The sequence below is a fragment of the Mesorhizobium sp. M4A.F.Ca.ET.090.04.2.1 genome (assembly GCF_003999085.1).
Taxonomy (GTDB): domain Bacteria; phylum Pseudomonadota; class Alphaproteobacteria; order Rhizobiales; family Rhizobiaceae; genus Mesorhizobium.
This window is the reverse complement of the sequence record NZ_RZOT01001010.1, coordinates 1-572: the sequence shown is the minus strand read 5'-3', so window position 1 is coordinate 572 and position 572 is coordinate 1. Positions and strand designations below refer to the sequence as shown.

Genomic DNA, 572 nt, shown 5'->3' with positions numbered 1-572 from the left:
GCGCCGCGCGGACAGAGATTGCCCGACAGCGCGGCCATGGCGCCCTGCCCCGTCACCGGCCGACCGAGCGGCCGGATGACGTCTTGCGCATGCATCTCCTCGGGCTTCATGACGCGGTCGCCGAGCGTGCCGCCGTCGACCACCGGCGTCGTCAGGTCGAGGACACCGGAGAGTTCGGCCAGCAGCCTCGGCACGCCGCCGGCGTGATGGAAATGCTCCATATAGTGTTCGCCCGACGGCTTGAGGTCGACCAGCACCGGCACCTCGCGGCCGATCCTGTCGAACTCGGCGAGGTCGACCGGATGCCCGGCCCGGCCGGCGATCGCGGCGAGATGGATGATGCCGTTGGTCGAGCCACCGATCGACTGCATGACGACCATGGCGTTGCGGATCGATGCCGGCGTGACGATGGCGCCGGGCAGCGGCGCGCCGGAGACTGCAAGCGCGGCGGCGACGCGGCCCGAGGCTTCCGCCGAGCGGACCCGCTCGGCATGGGGCGCCGGGATGGACGCGGCGAACGGCAGCGAGAAACCCATCACCTCGGCAATGATCGCCATGGTGCTGGCGGTGCC

General features: G+C 71.3%; 1 protein-coding gene. It reads right to left on the bottom strand.

Annotation, left to right across the window (positions count from 1 at the left end):
* The coding region (locus EN781_RS33780) for a dihydroxy-acid dehydratase (RefSeq protein WP_189347997.1) at positions 1-572 on the bottom strand (572 nt) is incomplete at both ends.